We start from the raw sequence: 16139 nt of genomic DNA on the forward strand, positions 1-16139 counted from the left end.
TGTGGCTTTGAGCTGGCGCTCCCTGCGGGCCGCCTTGTGACGGTCGGTCTTGTGACCCAGCGGTTCCGGCTTGACCTGGCCTATGACGGCACGGACTTCAAAGGTTGGGCCGTCCAGCCTAGGCGGCGTACCGTCCAGGGCGTCGTCGAAGCGGCTTTGGAGCGGATTACAGGGGAAGTGGCCGCGGTGACGGTGGCCGGGAGGACTGATGCCGGCGTTCACGCCCGCGGTCAGGTTTGCCATGTCGACCTGACTATGGTGGCCCAAGCCAAGGTCACTGGCCAGGCCCCAAGGCCGGTCGAGGTGGCCTTGCTGGCCCGTTTGGCCGGTGTATTGCCGCCGGATGTCACGGTCAGCCAGGCCAGCCTTATGCCGCCCGGCTTCGACGCCCGGTTCAGCGCCCTGTGGCGACGCTATTGCTACCGCATTGTTGACCAGACCAGTGCCGTTGACCCCTTAAGGCGTCGCTACGAGTGGCGCTCGCCAAGAGCCTTGGAGCTGCGCCCGATGGCGGCTGCCGCTCGCCGCCTTTTGGGCGAACACGACTTTGCGGCCTTTTGCCGGGCCCGGGAGGGTGCCTCGACCGTCAGGACCTTGCAGGGGCTAGAGGTCGACCGGGTCGAACCGGGCCGGATCGAGATTTGGGTTCAGGCCGACGCTTTTTGCCACCACATGGTCAGGGCCATTTCCGGCGCCTTGGTGGCCGTTGGCCGCGGCCAAGTCGACGCCCTGTGGGTGGCCCAAACCTTGGCCGCCGGCCAGCGCGAGCCTGCCGTCACCGTCCTGCCGGCCCGCGGTTTGACCCTGGAAAAAGTGGCCTATCCGGCACTAGAGCAAATGGCCGCCCAGGCGGCCAAATCACGGGTCAAACGCGGCAAACCCAACGCAGAAGCCGAACAGCCTTAGGGGTTTGAGTCTTCGCCAGCGCCGCCATCGCTTGGGTCGCCCTCAGCCCCCGGCCCCTGGCCCAATTCCTGTAGCAGGGCTTCGAGCTCGGCGTCGACGGCGGCATCGGCCGCCTGTTGGGCTTCGCGCCGTTCAACAAAAGTGTCCGGGGCGGTTAGATCCTCGGCAGTGGGCAGGAAATCTGGATGAGCCCAGATTTCGTCACGGGCGGCCGAACCCAGGCGTTTGGTGACGTCAGCCCACAGCCGGGTGGCTTCGCGGGCTCGGCGTGGCCGCATTTCCAGGCCCAACAGGGTGGTAAAGGTCTTTTCGGCCGGACCGCCCACCGCCCTGCGCCGCCGGATCATTTCACGCAGCGGCCCAAGCGGGGCCAAAACCGAGTCGCAGGCCTTGGCTGAAACAACGTCGACCCAGCCCTCAACTAGGGCCAGGGCAGTTTCCAGGCGGTCAAGGGCGACCCGTTGGGACTGAGTCACGCTAGGTGCAAAGACGCCGCTGGCCAGGGCCTGGCCAATCGAGGATTGGTCAGACAGGTCAAGGGACTCAAGGGCCCGTTCCATTAGCTCAATGTCGATCGAAATACCGCTGGCGTAGGCCTCGACCGCGCCAAACATGTGATCTGCCAGCCACGGCACGGCCGCAAACAGCCGGGCGTGGGCGGCCTCACGTGTGGCCAAAAACAGGCGTACGTCGTTTGGCGGCAGGTCTAGATCGGCGGCGAAGGCCTCGACCCGGGTGGGCAGTAGGGCCATGGTCCGGCCCGGTCCCAGGGCCAGGCCCGTGTCGGTTAGGCCAAAGACATCCCGCGAAATGGTGCCAACCGCCTGGCCAATTTGGACCGCGAAAAGCGATCCTGTGACCTGCTGGAACATTGGGCTGGCCTGGTCGAGCTGTTCGGCTTGCGAAGGGTGTGCCAGGCCCTGCTGGGTCAGCAACTCGGTCACGGTTTCGATAACGGAGGTGGCCACTGGCGCGGTGATATCGCGCCAATGGGGCCAAGTCGCTTCGATCCAGGTGGCCGAGGACAGGGCTTGGATTTGGCCGCCGGCGGCTGGGAATTCGACCACCTGGTCCAGCCACAAGTCAGCCAATCGGATGGCTTTGTCCACAGCCCCGGTTTGGCTGGGGTGGATCGAAGGGTCGGGACCGGATCCGGCCGAGACCTGCCGGGCGGTGTTGTAAGCCAGCTCCCAGTTGATGACTTCGCCGCTGCCCCCGCCCGAAAGCATCCTTTTGACCTGGTCAAGGATCATGCCCATAGTCGCCGGGTTGGCTGGCAGCCCAGCCTGGGCCAGAAGCTGGTTCGGGTCAAAGCCGGCCTGGCGCATGCCTTGGAGCATTTCCTCGGCCTGTTCGCCAAAAATCGTGCGCAAGAACTCGGCGAATTCCGGCGGCAGTTCGGCATCGGGCGAAGGCGGGTCCACGCTCAAGTCCTCACCCCCTGTTAAGTATGGCGCCACCGCGCTGGGGGTCGCCGCTACCGAGCATACGGGGCCTTTGTCGCAACAAGTGGCACAATTGGCCCGTGAGTTCTGCCCAGCCAGGCGCGGCGCCCCCGGGCGAAGGCGGCCTGGACCCAAGCGCCGGCCACAACCCGGCCGATGCCGGCACCGGCCCTGGCGCGGAGGTGACAGTGCGGCGGCGGCGTCGCTTGGCACCGCGCATTTGGACCATGCTGGTTTCCGGTGGGGCGGCGGTGGTGTTATGCGGCGTCATGTTTGCCCTGCCGGTGCCCTATGTTCTCGAAACGCCCGGTCCGGCCATTGACACACTGGGCTCCCAAGACGGGGTTGAACTAGTCCAGGTAGACCAGGCGCGGTCTCATCCCTCTGAAGGTCAATTGCTATTGACTACGGTTGGCGCCTTCGGCTCTGACCCGGGCTCATTGTCGTTACTGCAAATGGTCAGGGGCTACTTCGACCCGACAAACTCGCTGGTGCCACACGACCTGATGTTCCCCCGGGGGCAAACCAGCGAGCAACGCAGCCAGGAAACGGCCGACCAAATGGTCTCTTCCCAGGAAAAGTCGACTTTGGCAGCCCTGGAGTATCTGGGTTACGAAGTTCTGCCGGTGGTCAAGGACTTGCGGGACTCTGCGGCTAAGGGCCTGTTGGAGCCGGAGGACACTATCACCTCGATCAACGGCCGGGACCTGAAGGCTTATGGTGACCTGATTGCCCGGTTGGACGAGCTCGAACCCGGCGACGAGGTCACAATTGGCTACAACCGCGGCGAGCAGGCTGGCGAGGTCTCCTTTAAGACAGTTGACATTGGCGGCCAAGCCCGCCTGGGCATTGCGGTTGGTTTCGCAGCCCCGGTCGAAGTCGAGTTTGGTCTGACCGATGTCGGTGGGCCCTCCGCCGGGTCGATGTTCGCACTGGCCATCATCGACAAACTGGGAGAGGAGGACCTGACCGGCGGCCAGATCATCGCCGGCACCGGCACAATCGAACCCGACGGCACAATTGGGCAGATTGGCGGTGTTAGGCAGAAAATGGTTGGCGCTGATAGGGCCGGTGCGGTGGCATTTTTGGTGCCTATCTCCAACTGTGTTGATGTGGCTGGCCACTCGCCTCCAGGCTTGCAGATCATCGCCGTGGAAAACCTCGACCAGGCCGTCGCCTCGCTCTTGGCTCTGCGCGATGGTAAGGGCGATAGCTTGCCGAGTTGCGCCGGCGTCAGTGCCCCGTGATCGCGTTTGGGTGACAGGCTCTTAGCGAACAAATGAGCCGAAGCGCTTAGTGCCTGGGGGCCGGAGGGCCGGGTATGACAAGCTTAACGGCGTGTTCTCATTCAACTTGCCCTCGAGGAGCCCCCGCCCCCCGCAAACCAAGAAGCCACCCGGGCGGCCCGTTTGGAAGTCGCCCATAGTTTGGACCGTCGCCATTCTGGTGGCGATTGTGCTCTTATTGGTCGCGGCCTCGCGGGTTTGGACTGAGGTGTTGTGGTTCCAGCAGGTCGGTTTCTTGACTGTGTTCACCACCCAGTGGTTTGCCCGGATCGTGTTGTTCCTGATTGGCGGGGTCATTATGGCCGCCATCATTTGGCAGGCCATGTTTTTTGCCTTCAAAACCCGGCCGCTTTACCCGCCGGCCAGCACCGCCGGCGCTGGCAGTGCTGCCGCCGAAGCGGTGGCCAGATACCGTGAGATGCTCGACCCGGCCAGGCGTTGGGCCCTGGTGTTGGTGCCGGCCTTCCTGGGCATCTTCGCCGGTATCAACGCCCAGGCTCGCTGGCAAGATGTTCTGCTGGCGCTGAACTCGCACTCCTTCGGTTTCACTGATCCCCAATTTGGACTTGACGCCTCGTTTTACGTTTTCCAGTTGCCGGCAATCCGCTTTGCTGTTTCGTTCCTGATGGCCGCCGTGGCATTGTCGTTGGTGTTGGCCTTTGTCATCCAATACCTCTATGGCGGTGTCAAGTTTGGGCCTGGTGTAACCGACCGGGTGACCAAGGGCGCGCGGGCTCAACTGGGTATCACCGCAGCCGTATTCTGCCTGTTCGCGGCCGGGCAGTACTGGCTTGACCGGTACTCGATGATGAATATGCAAGGCGAGATGTTTGACGGCGCCGGCTACACCGCCGTCCACGCCACAATGCCGGCCAAAGCCTTGTTGGCGTTTATCGCACTGTTCGTGGCGGCACTGTTCGTAGTGGCCTCAATGCTGGGCGACTGGAAGCTGCCTGCCATTGGCTTGGGGCTGATGGTGCTGTCGCTGGTTGCGGTGGGCTGGGCCTACCCGGCGCTGATCCAGAAGTTCTCGGTTGACCCTTCGGCTCAGACCAAAGAGGCGCCCTACATCCAGCGCAATATCGACGCCACCCGCATGGCTTTCAACATTGATGACGTCGAAGTGGCGGATTATTCGGCCAAGACGTCTGCCGAAAAAGGCGCCCTGCGTGAAGACGCCGATACCACCGCCTCGATCCGTCTGCTTGACCCGACCTTGGTGACACCAACCTTCAGGCAAAAGCAACAGAACAAGCAGTACTACGACTTCCCCGAGTACTTGGCGGTTGACCGTTACAACATCGACGGCACCAACCGCGACACAGTCATCGCGGTGCGGGACCTCAAGATCGAAGGTCTGGGCGATAACGCCACCTGGGTCAACTCCCACACTGTTTACACCCACGGCTACGGCGTGGTGGCGGCCTACGGCAATACCACCGACACTCAGGGCTGGCCGGCCTTCTATGAAGGCGATATTCCGGCCATCGGCGAGCTCAACGTCGACGAGCCAAGGGTCTATTTCGGTACGTCCTCACCCGACTATTCGATTGTCGGTGGACCCAAGGGCGGGCAGAAGGTTGAGCTGGACTACCCATCAGATGACGACGGCGGCGACCGGCAGGTCAACACCACCTTCACCGGCGATGGAGGGCCCAACGTGGGCTCGCCGCTGAACAAGCTGCTTTATGCCTTGCGCTTTGCGTCAACCAACATCTTGTTCTCTTCGAACGTCAACTCCGAGTCGCAGATCCTCTACTATCGCGACCCGGTCACCCGGGTGCTCAAAGTGGCACCCTATTTGACCGCAGACGAACGAACCTACCCGGCGGTGGTGGACGGCCGGATCGTCTGGGTGGTCGACGCTTACACCACGACCGAAAGCTTCCCCTATTCCAGGCACGCCGTCTTGTCGACAGCAACCCAGGACTCGATCACGGCTCGTTTTGGCGGCAATGTGGCCGGCATGAACCGCCTGGGCGGCGACTCGGTCAACTACATCCGCAACTCAGTCAAAGCCGTGGTCGACGCCTATGACGGTAGTGTCAGGCTCTACGCCTGGGACACCGAGGACCCGGTGCTCAAGACCTGGGCCGCGATTTACTCCAATACCTTGACACCGGCATCGGAAATCTCCGGGTCTTTGATGAGCCACCTGCGCTACCCAGAGTCACTCTTCAAGGTCCAACGCGCCATGCTGGAGCGTTACCACGTGACCGAGGCAAAGACTTTCTACGGTGGCCAAGACTTTTGGAAGATTCCGAACGACCCGACCAAGGATGACCAGACCCAGCAGCCGCCCTACTACCTGACTTTGAAGATGCCGTCGCAAGAAGAGGCCACCTTCTCGCTCAGTTCTTCATACATTCTGGCTGGTCAGGGCACCTCTGATAGATCGGTGCTGAAAGGATTCTTGGCGGTCGACTCAGAGACCGGCGACCAGAAGGGCAAAGTGGCGCCCGGCTACGGCAAGATGCGGCTGCTGCAATTGCCGCAAGGCCTGTCGGTGGCCGGTCCAGGCCAGGTGCAAAACACCTTCAATTCCGACGCCAACGTCAAGAGCCAGATCCGATTGCTGCAAGACCAGGGCACAGAGGTGCTCAAAGGCAATTTGCTGACTTTGCCTGTGGGCGGCGGGTTGTTGTATGTCCAGCCACTTTACGTTCAAGCCACCACCGGCACCAAGTTCCCGTCGCTGCAAAAGGTGGTGGTTGGTTTTGGCGACCAGGTTGGCGTAGCCAACACCTTGAACGAGGCCTTGGATATGGTCTTTGGTGGCGAGTCTGGGGCCGCCGCCGGCGATGTTGGTGTGACCAAGGACCCGGGCCTCGATACCGGCGGTGAGACTCCGCCGGTGGACGATGGCGGTGTTACGCCTTCACCCAGTCCGTCGCCATCGCCATCGCCTTCTGCTGGCGCTTCTGACCTGGACCAAGCCCTGGCCGACGCGCAACAGGCTTTGCAGGATGCCGATGCGGCCCTCAAGGCCGGTGATTGGCCGGCCTACGGCCGAGCCCAGGATGCGTTGAAGGACGCGCTCAGCAGAGCCCAAGAGGCCCAGGCCAAGGCCACCGGCAAAGCCACTTAGCCGGCCATAGCCGTGGTGGGTGCCGCTGCCAAGGGACAGCCGGTGGCCGTTATCAAGGCAGAACAGCGACGCCAATTTTGACAGCCGCGGCTGCCAGATCGGCATCAAGCGTGGCCAAAGGCAAGCCCTGAGCTCTGGCCAAAGCCAGGTAGGCGGCATCGTAGGCCAATAACCCGTGCTGATACGCGGTGGCGACTAGTTCTTCGCTGTTCGGCCGGCCGGCGCACACGTCCAACGGCAGCGAATCGAGTAGGGCCCTCAGCCTGTGCAGTTCTGCCTCGGCTAGCCGTCCTTTCCGCATTGCTGTCACCAGAGCGTTGCTGATCTCATAGACCCAAAGAGGGGGAATAATGCCGCCTTCGCGCTGGACACGCAATAAAACTCCATCTGTCGCTGGGGTGGCTTCGTCTTCAAAGCACCAGGCCAACGCCACAGAGGCGTCAACAACTATCACTGCCGGCCCTCGTCGATGAGCTCGCGGACACTAAGTCCGCCCAGCCGAACCCCCTGCCGGGCCTTCCGGAATGCCTCCACGACCTCATCAGGGTCGCCACCAGCTGCGGGATTGACTGGCGTCAGCCGGGCCACTGGTGTGCCGTGGCGCAGGATCGTGATTGTGTGGCCGGCCGCGACCTGGTCGAGCAGTTGGGACAGATGTGTCTTGGCCTCATACGCCCCAACAGTGGTCTTGGTCATGATTTCAGACTAGTCGACGACTAGTCTGAAATCAAGGTTGTGGCGGCACCTGAGCCCTGCTGGATCCATCACGGCTCGCGGCGAAGGCCGGTTGGTGAAGGCGGCCGAGAAACCAGACTTGATGCTTGGCGGTGTCATGGCGTAATCTTGCGGGGCTGAACGACGCGGGGTGGAGCAGTTCGGTAGCTCGCCGGGCTCATAACCCGGAGGTCGGTGGTTCAAATCCACCCCCCGCTACTTGTCCAAGGGTCTGACCAGTGGAAACACTTGCCAGGCCCTTGTGACTCTTCTCCGGCGCGATCCCAAGTGTCCATTTGCTGTCCACTTTCAGCGGGATTTTGTCCGGTTCGGACGCGTTTCGGCGAGCACAAACGGGTGCCGTTGAGACCGCCTGTCGGCGGTCGAGGGCTCCGCAGGTGCGTCCAAAAACTGCCGAGATTTCGAAGCCTCGACCGCCGCCAGGCACCATTTGACCCTTCCCATACCTGGGAGATACTTCCCGAATCCAGCACCTGTTACGGCTCGCTTTCCGCGGGTAGTGAGTCATTCTGGTATTGTCAATTGCAACCTTACTTGCCAGATATGTTAGAAAAACGGTTTCAAATGACAGAAACGAGGGCCTTGCCGCGTCGCGTGGCTGGGGTTGTCGAGCGACTGGAGATTGACCAACCGCGCGTCGTCACCATGCGTGAGCTTGCCCGGATCGCTGTCGATGTGGGGGCGTGTTCTGACATAGCAGATGCTCCGAAACTGGCTTACTGGCTGCAAACCCTGGGCTGGCTAGGGAGTTTGCGAACCGAAGGCGTGTGGGAGTTCCTTCCTGGCGCGCGAGCTGGGGCGTACGGGTCGGGTGACCGGTTCATTGAGTTCAGGGCACAACGGGCTGTCTACCCTTGGTGGCCTGGTGTCTTGGCAATGGAGTCGGCGGCGAGCTTACTAGGCCTGGCTCAGCGGCTTCCGACCAGCGAAGTTGTTGCTTTACCTGCGGGGGTGGCCTTACCCAAGGCGTTGTCTGTGTGGCGTTACGTCACGGTTGCTCTGCCGGACTCTGCTCAGGTTGAGCGTGATGGGTTGGTCTATTGGAGCATGACTGGGCTGATCGCTGGAATAGCTTTCCGCCCATCAGGTTACCGAGACCTAGCTGGGCTGGCTCAGTGGTTGCCCGAGGCGGGTGCCCAACTGGATCAGAGCATTCTGATGGAAGCTTTGGAGGCTGCCGCTTCGTCGGTGCGTCAGCGGGCGGCCTACCTGGCTCGGCTGGCTGGCGCTGATGCCGTCGCTATGGCCCTGCTTGCAGGGCATCTTCCTGTTAGGCCGGTCTGGTATGGGCCTACCCGTGCGGCTGGAGCTCGATACGACCCGGTCACAGGTGTATCCGACGGTGATCTGGCACCGTACCTGACAGGAGGTTTCGGATCATGACCGGTATCACCGAGGGCTACCTGGCCCGCCACTACCAGGGCATCCGGGGTGCCAGAGATGCCGCTTTGCTTGACATCGCTCAGGACCATGCCCTCTACCACTTGCACCATGTCGGCTTGTTCGACCGTGGCTTGGTGTTCAAAGGCGGCACCGCGCTGCGCAAATACCGGGCAGGTAGAAGTGGCAGGTTCTCTACCGATCTCGACTTCGCCGCCCCGGACGAAACGCTGGCCATTGACACGCTCAGCACCATTGAAGACATTGACATTGATGACTTCCGTTTCCAAGCCGTCGATCTGGGGGATGACGGGAGGCGCGCCACCCTCATAGTTGATACGCCATTCGGGCGCCCGAACATCGCCGCCAAGATAGAACTGGCCAGGCACCCGCTCAGCTTGTCTGTGGAGCTTTTGGCGCCCATTCCGGTTCCGATCCACCGCCTTTACGGCTTCGACGTGCCAGCCGTGCCCGTCGTCAATCAAGCTGAGGCCATCGCTGAGAAGCTTGCCCGTTTCCGTCGCGTCGATCTGGCCCGTGACCTCTACGACCTCGCCTGGTATGCCAAGCGTCCGTTCAATGAACCGCTGGTGCGTCGCCTATGGATTCTGAAGACCTATCGGGACATCGTTCATGACAAGCGCGGCGACAAACCCATCGACCCCGAACAAGTCCTCCGTATCCGCAAGGCCGATGCTTTCCGCAGCGAGGACATCGGTTACCTCACCGGCAAGGTCGATATTTCCGGTTGGATGGCAACAGTCGCCAGTCGTTTCGGCTTCCTCCGAGACCTTGATGACCAAGAACAGCTTTGGTGCACCTGCAACCTGCGCGATGATTACGACGTCACACAGGCCTTCGCCGCAATCAGCGACTGGCCGACACCCGCTTCGTAGCCACGCCGTCCAACTCGATTCTTACTTTGACTGGGAGATATGTCCCGGTTATGCGTAGTGATTCACGCGACGTGAGTACGTTGCAATACCTCGGCTAACCAAGATCAAGATGCTCGGCGACATAGTCGGCGGGCAGGATCGCCGACGCACCTCGGGTGTACCCGGCGCGACGAACCGTCACCGCACCGTCATGGTGGGTCTTGAGGATGGTCCACCGGTCACCATTGCGGACCCACCCTGTTCTGCCTGCGATCAGGTGACGATTGTTCTGCCGGGTGATGACGGTGTCTCCAGTCGACACACGGCTCCCGTCGTTCACCTCAAGTTCCCGCTGCGGATCGACCTGCCCCGCCAGAATCCGGTCATGGCGTGCTTGCCGGTTCAACTCCTGGACCGTGGTCAAGGCGTCGGCAACGAGGAGCGAAGCCACCCCTTGAGTGGTGTCGTCTCGCCATGCTTCATACGCCAGTTGGGTGACTTGGTCGAGATCCCCATCAATCAACCTGCCGTGGGTTTCATACTGGTCGAGTGCCGCAGGGTCGGCGTGACGTAGGGCGAGGGACGCGGTTTTCTCCCATTCGTTCGTGAACCGGTGAATGTCGGTCAACTCCGGGGCGTCCCTGCGGTTGGCGACAAGCATGGTGAACGCACCACCAGCATCAACAGCTTGGAGTTGCGCCCAATCACCCACGAGCACCACTTTCGCGCCCGCCTGGTTGGCGAGGCTGGTGATTCGGTCCAGGGTGAAGGTTCCCGCGAGCGAGGCTTCGTCGATGATCACCAGTTGCCCTGGTTGGTAGTCCACGCCTGTGTGGTCGTGGAGGGCTAGCCAGCGAGCGGTGTTCTCGGTGGGGATGCCGAGGTCCTCACCCAACACGGCGGCAGCGGTCGCTGAGGGTGCCAATCCGATCACCGATCCTGGCCCGTGCTCGGTTTCCCACGCGGTTCGCAACGATGTCAGCGCGGTGGTTTTCCCGGCACCTGCCGGGCCGACAAGCACGTCAAGCATCCGCCCCGAGGTGGTGATCCACGTCAGCGCATCGACCTGGTCAGGGCCGAGCATTCTGCCGTGCGAGTCTGGTTGCGCCGCGACTCGATGGATCGTGGCGTAAGGGACGACTGGGCCGGTTAAGACTTCCGTCAGTTCAGCGAGTCTGGTTTCGGCGTCGAAAAGGTCCTGGGAGGAGTACACGGTCATGTGTTTGGGGCGGAATCGTGAGGACCCATCAGGTCGGCGGAACTGATCCGGGGCCGACATCTCGGCTGGTGTCAGCCGCAGCGACTGATGTTCGGCGGCGTCACAGATCAACTCGGTCAGGGCCACCCGGTCGCCAGTAGATGCGAAGCGCCAACCCATGGTTTGCCGAGATGCCTCGGCGTGAAGATTCCAACGCCGCCAGGTCGACCGGCGTTCACCCACCGTGGCCAACACGGACAGCGCGAGGGCATCAATCATGTCAACAGGAATGTCATCGGCGCGAACCACGACAGACTCGGACTGCGCGATGACCCGCCGCGCCCAGCTGGTGGCATCCTCATCAAGCTGACTGGAGGCGCGCTGCCGCCACTCGGCAGTCAGATCCGCCAGCGAGCGGATCTGTTTGTCTGGTCTGGTCGCCAGTGTTGCCTGTTGACGCAACTGGAGGATCATCCGCCTCGAGGGGCGTCTGCCATGCTCGGCCACATAGGCGGCGATCCGCCGGTCGGTTTCCTGGTCGATGTCGCCTGCCCTGGTGGAGAACATGCCGATCAAATCGTCACCTACCCCGGTGATCTCCCACGCCGGATTGCGGTCCCTGCCGCGTTCCCGCGCATCCCAATCGACACCTAGGACGCGGGTCATCCGGTCTGCCAGGACCGCGTTGTACAAAGCGGACAATGTGACCACTGCTGAGTGCATCGGACGCGAGTCGACGCTTCGCCATTTCCCATCATGGGCAGCGCACACCTTGTTCGCCACGACAACGTGCGTATGCAACTGGGGGTCGCCAGCTCGCGAGTCGTAATGGTCGAACCCGGTCGCCACGATCCCTGTCACATCGGCTTGGACAATTGACCCGTCACGAGCCTCCACTCCCGTGCGAGTCGCGACGACCTCCCGCTCCATGAAACCCACCACATCAGCGACCGCGTCATGATGCGCCTGTGCGATCAGCGCCTGAGTCCCAGCGTCAGCGACACCCCACAACACGCTCACCGACTTCGGGACACTAAAGGTGTAGTCGAACCCGGCGACGGCTCGACGCGTACCCCGCCGGGTCTCATCCTGCTCAATCTCCACCAGGGCCTGAGCACGCTCAGCGCCCGACAAGGCGGGGTCGAGTGCTCGAGCCCGCTGATCAACACGCTCGCTCACCGAGGCATACTGCGGATAGGCACGCCCGAGCGGTTCACCTGTCACCGGGTGACGCCCCTGACCGATCAGCAACTCCAACTGAGCCTCAGTGACAATCTCACCTTCACTGAGCATCTGGTCACCCAGCGAGGTGACACCTGATCCCATCCACCGTCCAGGTGGACAACCAGCCTCGTCGTAGTAACGCGTCAACGGAGTCGACAGTGACCGGTCGCCATCGCCCGCCGCCACCGATGTGAGCAGATACTTGTACCCATCCCCGGCGCTCATCAACCGCATCGACACCGTCACAAACGCTCCCTTCCACCACGAAGGTGAGCACGGACCCCCCGACTGCCAACGGTGTGAGGAGAATATTCAGCCTGACAAGGTAAGGCGACTGGTGCGGCAAGGATCGACGGTGACCTTCAGCAGGGGTGATCACTGCTCGAAAGGGCTGGAGCGACAGTGCGGGCTGGGTGATTATGTGGTCGGATGAGTGGAGTCAAGGTCGTTCATGGCCGGTCCCCTCTCGTCGGAGTCCTCGCTAATGTTGCGGGATGGTCAGGCGTCGAAAAGACCCACCCGTACGGGGCCAGAGGACTAGACGATGAGTTCTACGGTGAGCGTCATTTGTTTGGTCTCTCAGGCACAGTCACCTCTCGTGACACCGTCACTTCTGAAGGTCGGGTGAGCCAACCATGCAGTGAGTTCAGCCGGTGTACCAGCTAGGTGAGTTCCGAAGCTATGAATGTCCTGCCTGCTCTGGAGCGCGTGCCGCAATGCGTTGTCGGTCATCACAGCGTCACAATATGCAAACGCGGTCGACAGTGCGTCGATGTCGAAGACGTCGTTCACTTTCCATGATCGCCGTGGGTCTTTGTGATAGGCGGTCTTGACGCTGATGGCCACCTGGACGTGCGGCATGGCCGTGATTAGGGCTATCCACCGATCTGGCGTCATGTCGACCCATGACAGCCCGTCGCTCACTCTCTCAAGCAGATGACGGTTTATCAGGTCGACCCACTCGCCAATGACTTCCCTGCCTGTGACGAAGTCTCTGAGGCGACCGGCGCGAAGCTCAGGGTTCTTGTCCAGGATGGAGACCGACTCCACTTCCCATGCCAGGCGGCTGTCCATGCCCACGTCAACGCTTTCGGGCCTGTAGCCGTAGTTCGCTCTCAAATCCGCATCCTGGGCATCGGTCGGACCGCGCAGCATGATCTGTTCGAACTGCATTCGTCCGTCGAGAAACAAGCTGTCGAGTTCCGCCGATCCGACCAACTTGCGAACAGCATCGGTCACATTTTCACAGCCTGAGTCTTGCACTTTGAAGGCGATTTTGATCCCGTAGGCTTGACCTGAGCCGAAGCCGACCAAGGGGATCTGCCAGGAGGGTGGCGGCTCCCCAGCGATTGCCGCCACGCCGCTCGCAATCTCCAGTTGAGCCAGAGGCTTCGGGCCGAGAATGTACTGAAGTCCGCTCAGTCGCTCCATGAGGGCTGCGACTCTCGCCCGTTGTGGATTCTTGCTCTTGTTGATTTCCCAGAGGTGCTGCAGCGAAAGCGGAACCACGACTTGGTGGTTATCGACTGCTCTTTCCAGGGCCGTCAGGAGGTGCGCATTCTCGGTGGGGACGTTCGGGTTTCCTGCCCGCGAGCGTGCCATGTAGATGAAGTGGTTGATATCCAGGTATACCGATGGCACACCAGGCCACTGCATCTGGGGCCACACCAGTTCGGCAGCGATATCAGCGCGGTTCGACATCGGTCGTTCTCCGTCCAGTTGCGCTCTCACTAGGGGGACGGCACTTCTGTGTCCAAGTCCTTGTCACTTCGCTCCACCGGCCTCCTCTGTCTCATCCGCTTCAGGATCGTTACTGCTCTGCGTCAGCCACTCGGCTCTGGCAAGCAGCTCATCAAAGGTGATGATCTCCGGAGCATGCGTGTTTCGCCTGAGTAACTGGAATGACCGAACTTTGTCCGGATTGTCACCTCCCGCATGCCCGCGCAGTTCTGCCAGACTCCCGATGACGAGGAACGACCTTGGTTGGACGAGGTACGTGACGTCATTAGGGATCTCACCACCGTCCGAGTCACGCGCGTAAATACGGTCGCCAATCTGCTGTGTCGCCAAATGCACGGTGCCCTGACACTGGGCGATTCCGCCAGCGAGTTCCTCTGATGCAGACCAGCAACCAGGCCTGTACTCCCTACCAAGCAGAGGCGCCCGGTGGTGTTTGAACTCGGCAAACACCATGGAGCTGACGATGCCAGCGGTGCGAAGTAAGGCATCCGCACGCTTGCCAACTCCAGAAATAGATCGGCCCGTGACAACCTGTTCAAGTTTCTCATCGCTCCAAGAGGTAAGGAGCTGTCCCGTCAGCCCAACACCGAGAATCCAGGAGTTCTCCTCGAAGAACGTCTGCCACACGGCTTCACTGCCTGCCACTCCCAGGCGCTGCTTCTCAGCGTCAAAGAAACCTTGATCCTCAAGCAACCGGCGAAAATGGTCTACTGCAACACGCCGGTTGGCCGTCGCCACCACGTCCTTTGCATTGACATTGCCCTCGATGACCTGTCTGATGGCGTCCGGGTCAGCATCGTACGCGGAGATCAGCGCCGTCGGGTCCGAGAACACTTGTCTGACCAGGGCATCGTCGATGCGGGTTGTGTACTCGTCGCCCTGGATCGGCACGTAGTCCAGGTTACGTAGTGTCTCAACCAACGACTCAGCCTCCCGGCCCGACAGAGCCAGCACAGTGACGCACTCGAGGCCGTCTTTCGACTGCTTCAGCTTCTGAATCCATAGGTCCTTAACATGCTTCGCATCACGCGCCACCAGGAGTTTGATCTGCACACGACCGCCTGGCGACCTACGGATGTCCCACGCATGGCCATCTACTTCGACGTGAATGTCACCGTCAATGAGTTCTTCATACACCTTGTAGACGAACCGTGCTGGTTGCCCGTCATCGGCAGATCCCGGCCTCTTCAGCCTAAAAGTCCTAGACAGGTACGTCCTATCTAGCTGGCGGCCAACCATGTATGTCGTTTCATCCGGCTCGGCCAGGTCCCAGAAATCCCGATCATCTATGGTCATGGTGCCTCCTGTCTACCTGGTTCGACCTGCTTGGCACGTACACGGTGAAACCACCGCTTCTGGTTAACTAGGCAACGCACCTTTGTTGGGCCGGTGAGCCACTCCACGTCAACTCTCCCCATCAGCAGTGATCGCTCCAGCCTCGCTGAAAGTCAGGCGCGGCAACGAGTCGACGATCTCGACGGTGCGCATGCTGACGGTGACGATGCGGGTGAGTAGGTCGAGTATGTAGCGGGGTTGACCATGCTCGCTGGACCAATCATTAGGGTCGTTCACGATGCCGGAGGCCTTGTCGGTCTTGACTTGGTAGCGCTCGATGATCCAATCGATGGCGCTGCGCGCACCGAGCATGTACTCCTGCGCCTCGGGCGGGATACCGTTGATCGTGATGTGTGGGTTGTAGATGACGGTGGTCTTGTCAGGCACCAGCTTGCCGTCTACTCGCCTTTTGCCGTAGGCCATCTTCTGCACCTGGAACCAGGCGTGCTCATCCCCCTGGGGGTCGTTTCCGGTGATGGTTAGGCCGGGCAACGGCTCCATCTGCTCGTATCCAACGTGGAGGTCGAACAGCTCGCGGCCTGCCTCGACGAATGCTTCGAAGATCTCGCGGGTGTTGACCTTGGGGATTCGCGGAAGCATCTTTTTTAGGTCTGCCGCGAAAGTCTCTCGGTAGTCCTGGCTGTGTAACAGGGCGTAGGCGTAGTAGAAGATGTCGTCCTTGGTGGTTTGACTACCATAGGTCAGTTGGTAGTCGACAAGCGCTGCATCCGTTACATTGTCGATTCGCCGGTGCCCATCGACGATGACGACTTCAGGCTCGTCAAACGAGAACGCCCCTTGAGGGGTTGTCGGGTCGTCAAGCGGCTCGTAGCGCCAGCGCGGGAAGAACTGGCCGGGGTTGCCCGCCCCTCCAACGACCAAATTCGGTATCCGGTCGGTTGCAAGGACGCTAAACGGTGCCGCAGA

The 16139-nt window shown here is 61.3% G+C and carries 12 protein-coding genes and 1 tRNA gene; 6 read left to right on the forward strand and 7 right to left on the reverse strand.

Translation table 11 applies throughout. From position 1 onward, the window contains the following. Window positions 1–51: 51 nt before the first annotated feature. Window positions 52–906, forward strand: a complete 855-nt coding sequence (gene truA / locus FWD29_03810; protein ID MCL2803068.1) for a tRNA pseudouridine(38-40) synthase TruA — start codon at window positions 52–54, stop codon at window positions 904–906. Here truA and FWD29_03815 read toward each other — a convergent pair. Beyond that, window positions 903–2330 carry a zinc-dependent metalloprotease gene (locus FWD29_03815; GenBank protein MCL2803069.1) on the reverse strand — a complete coding sequence of 476 codons (1428 nt, stop codon included), beginning with the start codon at window positions 2328–2330 and terminating at the stop codon, window positions 903–905. The two genes, truA and FWD29_03815, sit on opposite strands and share 4 nt — an antisense overlap. A gap of 101 nt (window positions 2331–2431) precedes the next feature. Between FWD29_03815 and FWD29_03820 the strand changes: the two genes are divergently transcribed. Next, a complete protein-coding gene (locus FWD29_03820) occupies window positions 2432–3598 on the forward strand; it encodes a PDZ domain-containing protein (GenBank protein MCL2803070.1) in 1167 nt (388 codons plus the stop codon). Between the two features lie 199 nt (window positions 3599–3797). Continuing rightward, a complete protein-coding gene (locus FWD29_03825) occupies window positions 3798–6725 on the forward strand; it encodes a UPF0182 family protein (GenBank protein ID MCL2803071.1) in 2928 nt (975 codons plus the stop codon). Between the two features lie 52 nt (window positions 6726–6777). On the opposite strand, the gene FWD29_03830 is transcribed toward FWD29_03825, so the two are convergent. Both FWD29_03830 and FWD29_03835 read right to left on the reverse strand, forming a co-directional pair. Beyond that, window positions 6778–7179, reverse strand: a complete 402-nt coding sequence (locus FWD29_03830; protein MCL2803072.1) for a type II toxin-antitoxin system VapC family toxin — start codon at window positions 7177–7179, stop codon at window positions 6778–6780. Next, window positions 7176–7421, reverse strand: coding sequence for a type II toxin-antitoxin system prevent-host-death family antitoxin (locus FWD29_03835; protein MCL2803073.1), 246 nt, complete (start codon window positions 7419–7421; stop codon window positions 7176–7178). The genes FWD29_03830 and FWD29_03835 overlap by 4 nt, the downstream gene beginning before the upstream one ends. A gap of 163 nt (window positions 7422–7584) precedes the next feature. Here FWD29_03835 and FWD29_03840 point away from each other — a divergent pair. The 3 genes from FWD29_03840 to FWD29_03850 all read left to right on the forward strand — a co-directional run bounded on the left by FWD29_03840 (window position 7585) and on the right by FWD29_03850 (window position 9736). Continuing rightward, window positions 7585–7658, forward strand: a tRNA-Met gene (locus tag FWD29_03840). 366 nt (window positions 7659–8024) lie between these two features. Further along, window positions 8025–8843 carry a hypothetical protein gene (locus FWD29_03845; GenBank protein MCL2803074.1) on the forward strand — a complete coding sequence of 273 codons (819 nt, stop codon included), beginning with the start codon at window positions 8025–8027 and terminating at the stop codon, window positions 8841–8843. Beyond that, on the forward strand, window positions 8840–9736 hold the full coding sequence (locus tag FWD29_03850; protein ID MCL2803075.1) for a nucleotidyl transferase AbiEii/AbiGii toxin family protein: 897 nt from the start codon (window positions 8840–8842) through the stop codon (window positions 9734–9736). The genes FWD29_03845 and FWD29_03850 overlap by 4 nt, the downstream gene beginning before the upstream one ends. Window positions 9737–9830: 94 nt before the next feature. On the opposite strand, the gene FWD29_03855 is transcribed toward FWD29_03850, so the two are convergent. The 4 genes from FWD29_03855 to FWD29_03870 all read right to left on the reverse strand — a co-directional run. Continuing rightward, window positions 9831–12371: a relaxase domain-containing protein gene (locus tag FWD29_03855; protein MCL2803076.1), complete on the reverse strand. Its 2541-nt coding sequence runs from the start codon at window positions 12369–12371 to the stop codon at window positions 9831–9833. 345 nt (window positions 12372–12716) lie between these two features. After that, entirely contained in the window at window positions 12717–13838 is a 1122-nt protein-coding gene (locus tag FWD29_03860; protein MCL2803077.1) for a hypothetical protein, read from the reverse strand. Between the two features lie 63 nt (window positions 13839–13901). After that, window positions 13902–15173: a DUF4263 domain-containing protein gene (locus tag FWD29_03865; GenBank protein ID MCL2803078.1), complete on the reverse strand. Its 1272-nt coding sequence runs from the start codon at window positions 15171–15173 to the stop codon at window positions 13902–13904. Window positions 15174–15281: 108 nt separating this feature from the next. Beyond that, a partial coding sequence (locus FWD29_03870) for a damage-inducible protein (GenBank protein ID MCL2803079.1) occupies window positions 15282–16139 on the reverse strand: 858 nt, incomplete at its 5' end.

It is taken from the genome of Micrococcales bacterium (genome assembly GCA_009784895.1).
In the GTDB taxonomy this organism is placed as follows: domain Bacteria; phylum Actinomycetota; class Actinomycetes; order Actinomycetales; family WQXJ01; genus WQXJ01.